4 protein-coding genes and 1 pseudogene are annotated in these 3,977 nt (G+C 73.7%); 1 reads left to right on the plus strand and 4 read right to left on the minus strand.

The features are described 5' to 3' along the window. Positions 1-7 precede the first annotated feature (7 nt). Genes DLJ58_RS00320 through DLJ58_RS00335 form a run of 4 tightly spaced genes read right to left on the minus strand, consistent with a single transcriptional unit; the run spans position 8 to position 3,658 of the window. Complete coding sequence (locus DLJ58_RS00320; protein WP_244218718.1) at positions 8-757, minus strand: putative protein N(5)-glutamine methyltransferase; 750 nt, start codon at positions 755-757, stop codon at positions 8-10. Between the two features lie 32 nt (positions 758-789). Further along, on the minus strand, positions 790-1,908 hold the full coding sequence (locus DLJ58_RS00325) for a cystathionine gamma-lyase (protein ID WP_124853324.1): 1,119 nt from the start codon (positions 1,906-1,908) through the stop codon (positions 790-792). Positions 1,909-1,916: 8 nt separating this feature from the next. Beyond that, positions 1,917-2,924 (minus strand): NAD(P)H-dependent glycerol-3-phosphate dehydrogenase, encoded by a 1,008-nt coding sequence (locus tag DLJ58_RS00330; RefSeq protein WP_124853325.1) that lies wholly within the window; start codon positions 2,922-2,924, stop codon positions 1,917-1,919. Beyond that, positions 2,921-3,658 carry a lysophospholipid acyltransferase family protein gene (locus DLJ58_RS00335; RefSeq protein WP_124853326.1) on the minus strand — a complete coding sequence of 246 codons (738 nt, stop codon included), beginning with the start codon at positions 3,656-3,658 and terminating at the stop codon, positions 2,921-2,923. The genes DLJ58_RS00330 and DLJ58_RS00335 overlap by 4 nt, the downstream gene beginning before the upstream one ends. A 128-nt stretch (positions 3,659-3,786) precedes the next feature. Here DLJ58_RS00335 and DLJ58_RS00340 point away from each other — a divergent pair. Further along, positions 3,787-3,977 (plus strand): annotated as a pseudogene (locus tag DLJ58_RS00340) (2-phospho-L-lactate guanylyltransferase); the annotation flags it as partial.

A 3,977-nucleotide genomic window follows, 5' to 3' on the forward strand; every position in this document is an offset into this window, starting at 1 on the left:
GTGGGGGTCAGGGGCGGCGGGCGAAGACCGCCGTGGCGTCCAGGTCTTCGTCGTGGCGCACGGTTGGCAGCAGGCCGGCCGCGCTGAACGCTTCGCAGAGTGTGTCGACCTGGGTGGTGCCGGCTTCGACCACCAGGTGGCCGCCGGGGGTCAACCACCCGGCGGCGTCGGCACCGACCCGACGCAACACGGAAAGCCCGTCCGGGCCGCCGTCGAGCGCCACCGGGGCCTCGTGCAGCCGCGCCTCCGGCGGCATCAGTGCGACCGCGTCGGTCGGCACGTACGGGGCGTTGGCGACCACCAGGTCCAGCCGACCCCGCCACTGCCGGGGCAGCGGCGCGAAGAGGTCGCCCTCGTACACCTCGGCGTCCAACCCGACGACGTTGCGGCGGGCACACGCCACGGCCGCCGGGTCGATGTCGGCGGCGGCCAGCCAACGTGGCGCGAGCCGGTGCGCCAGCGCGACGGTGGTGGCCCCGGAGCCGCAGCACAGGTCGACCACGGCCGGCGCCGCACCGGTCAGTTCGGCCGCCACCTCGACCAGCAGAGCGGTCCGGGCCCGGGGCACGAAGACGCCCTCGTCGACGGCTATCCGCAGGCCGCAGAACTCCGCCCAGCCGAGCAGGTACTCCAACGGCTCGCCGGCCACCCGACGGTCGGTCAGGTCGGCCAACGCCGCCGGGCTGCGCGCGGCGGCCAGGAGCAGCTCGGCCTCGTCCTCGGCGTAGACGCAGCCGGCGGCGCGCAGCCGGCTCACGAGAGCGGTCCGCTCGGTGGGGGGAGGAGACGTCAAACCGGTCCGGCCACATCGAGCGCGGCGGCGATGTCGGCCACCAGGTCCGTGGTGTCCTCCGCGCCGCAGGAGAGCCGGACGAAGCCGGGAGCGGTGTCGTCGCCCCACTGCGCCCGCCGGTCCGCAGTGGTGTGCAGGCCACCGAAGGAGGTCGCCGCCGCCACCAGCCGGGCGGCCTGGACGAATCGGCCCACCCGGTCGGCATTGCCCAGGTCGAACGAGAGCACCCCCGGTATCCGGCGCATCTGCGCCGAGGCCACCGCGTACGCCGGGTCGTCCGGCCGCCCCGGCCACCGCAGGCCGGTCACGTCCGACCGGCCGGCGAGCAGCTCGACGACCGCGGCGGCGTTCGCGCTCTGCCGCGCCAGCCGCAGGTCGAGAGTGGCCAGTGACCGGTGGGCCAGCCAGGCGTCGAACGCGCCCGGAACCGCCCCGGTGGTGGCACGCCAGGTCGTCACCGCCGCGATCAGCTCGGTGGAACGGCTGGCCAGGTAACCCAGCAGCAGGTCGGAGTGACCGGTGAGCGCCTTCGTGCCGGAGGCGACCACCAGGTCGGCACCGAGGTCCAGCGGGCGCTGACCGAGCGGGGTGGCAGTGGTGTTGTCCACCGCGAGCAGAGCGCCCGCGGCGTGCGCCTTCTCAGCCAGGGCCGCCACGTCGGCGACGTCCAGGCCCGGGTTGGCGGGCGTCTCCACCAGCACCAGCCGGACGCCCTCGAACGACGGGTACGGCCCGACGGTCGGCACGAAGAGCACCCGGACGCCGAGCGCCTCCAGCACGTCGGTGGCGAACGCCCGGACCGAGAAGTATCCGTCACTGGGCAGCACCACGGTGTCTCCGGGCCGCAGCAGGGTGAGCAGCATCCCGGTGATGGCGGCCTGACCGGTGGAGAAGACCCGACAGTCACCGCCTTCCAGCTCGCCCACCGCCGCCTCCAGCAGCCGGCGGGTCGGGTTGTCGGGGCGGCCGTAGCCGTTCGGCGACGTGCCCTGACCCGCAAACGGGTCGAGGTGGTACGGCGCGGCGAAGACCGGCCCGGGTAGGAACGGGTCCCCCGGTGCCGCCTCGGGCAGGCCAGCACGTACGCAGCGGGTGCCGTCTCCCCACTCGCTCATCGGGTTCCTCACTCGTACGACTCGGGTTTGGCGGTGCGGCTCATCAGGGTCTCCACGGCGATGCGCGGGTCCATCCCCTCGTGGCAGATCCGCTCGACCTGCTCGGTGATCGGCATCTCGACGCCGTGCGCCCGGGCCAGGTCGCGGATGGCCAGGCAGCTCTTCACGCCCTCGGCGGTCTGCCGGGTGGCGGCCTGGGCCTGCTCCAGCGTCTCGCCCCGGCCCAGGTGCTCCCCGAAGGTGCGGTTGCGGGCCAGCGGGGACGAGCAGGACGCCACCAGGTCGCCCATGCCGGCGAGGCCGGCGAAGGTGATCGGGTCCGCGCCGAGCGCCACGCCCAGTCGGGCCGTCTCGGCCAGCCCACGGGTCATCAGCATGGCCCGGGTGTTGTCGCCGAAACCCATCGCGGTGGCGATGCCGTACGACAGGGCGATCACGTTCTTGACCGCCCCGCCCAGCTCACAGCCGATCACGTCGTCGTTGGTGTAGGGGCGCAGGTACGGCGTCCGGATCGACGACTGGACGAGCGTGGCGCGGGCGCTGTTCGTCCCGGCGACCACTGTCGCGGCGGGCTGCTCGGCGGCGATCTCCGGCGCCAGGTTCGGGCCGGACACGACGACCACCCGGTCCGCGGCGACCCCGGCGGTCTCCACGATGACCTCGCTCATCCGCTTGGTGGTGCCCAGCTCGATGCCCTTCATCAGCGACACCAGGGTGGAATCCGGGTGCAGGTGCCCGGCCCATTCGGCGAGGTTGCCGCGCAGGGTCTGCGACGGCACGGCCAGCACCACCACCTCGGCGTCGGTGATCGCCTCGGCGGCGTCGGCGGTGGCGGTGACGCCGGCCGGGAGCAGCAGGTCGGGCAGGTACTCGGAATTGCGGCGCTCGGTCCGGATGCTCTCGGCGACCGGTGCCCGGCGGGCCCACACCGTCACGTCCCGCCCCGCGTCCGCGAGGATCTTGGCGAACGCGGTGCCCCAGGAACCGGCACCGAGCACCGCGACGTGACCGCTCATGCCACTTCATCCCGCTGCTCGCGGCCCACGGAGGACCGGGCCGGTCGCTCCCACAGTGGCGGCGGGGTACCGCCACGGATCTCGGCGAGCATGTCCCGCAGCCGCAACATGATGGTGTCCGTCATCTCCTCGAGGGTGGCCCGGGTCGGCTCGGCGTCCGCCCACCGGCTCAGGTCGATCGGCTCCCCGGCGGCAACGGTCACCGGAATCCGGGGGCGCAGGCTGACACGGGTCGTCCGCGGGTCGAAGATCCGTTCCGGCCCCCACATCACCACCGGTACGACCGGGGCGCCGGTGGCCAGGGCCAGCCGAGCCGCACCGGTCTTGGCCTTCATCGGCCAGAGGTCCGGCTGTCGCGTGGTGGTGCCCTCAGGGTAGATCACGACCGCGCCGCCCTTGTCGAGCGCGGCGACCAGTGCGTCCAGCGAGCGGACCGCGTCCACGCTGCCCCGCTCGACCGGGATCTGCAGGCACCGGTGCAGGATCCAGCCGACCACCGGCACGCGGAACACGCTGGCCTTGCCGAGGTACTGCGGCCAGCGCCCGGAGTCGTAGATGAAGTGCGCGGACACCAGCGGATCGGCGTGCGAGATGTGGTTCGCCACGATGATCACGCCGCCGTCGCGGTGGAGATGCTCCTGACCACGCCAGGTACGCCGGGTCCAGACAAGCATCACCGGCTTCACCAGCGCCACGGCGAACCGTTGCCAGAACCCCAGCCTCCGCCGTGTCACTGTGCCTCCTCGTCGCGCCCCAACCCCGCCGCGAAATTCCGCCCGCGACACCCGCAGCGGAAATCATGCCTGCTCGCCCCCGGTACGGCCAGCGAGGGGCCTGTCGTCCGGCTGGCAGGATTGCGGACGTGAGTCAGCCGAGGTGGGCCGTGGTGGTGCCGGTGAAGCGGCTGGCCGTGGCCAAGAGCCGGCTGCGGGGCGCGCTGCCCGGCGTACCGCACGAGGAGTTGGCGCTGGCCCTGGCGGCCGACACGCTCCGCGCGGTGCTGGCCTGCCCGGCGGTCGCCGAGGCCCTGGTGGTGACCGACGACGCCCGGGT

It is taken from the genome of Micromonospora arida (genome assembly GCF_003857035.1).
GTDB lineage: Bacteria > Actinomycetota > Actinomycetes > Mycobacteriales > Micromonosporaceae > Micromonospora > Micromonospora arida.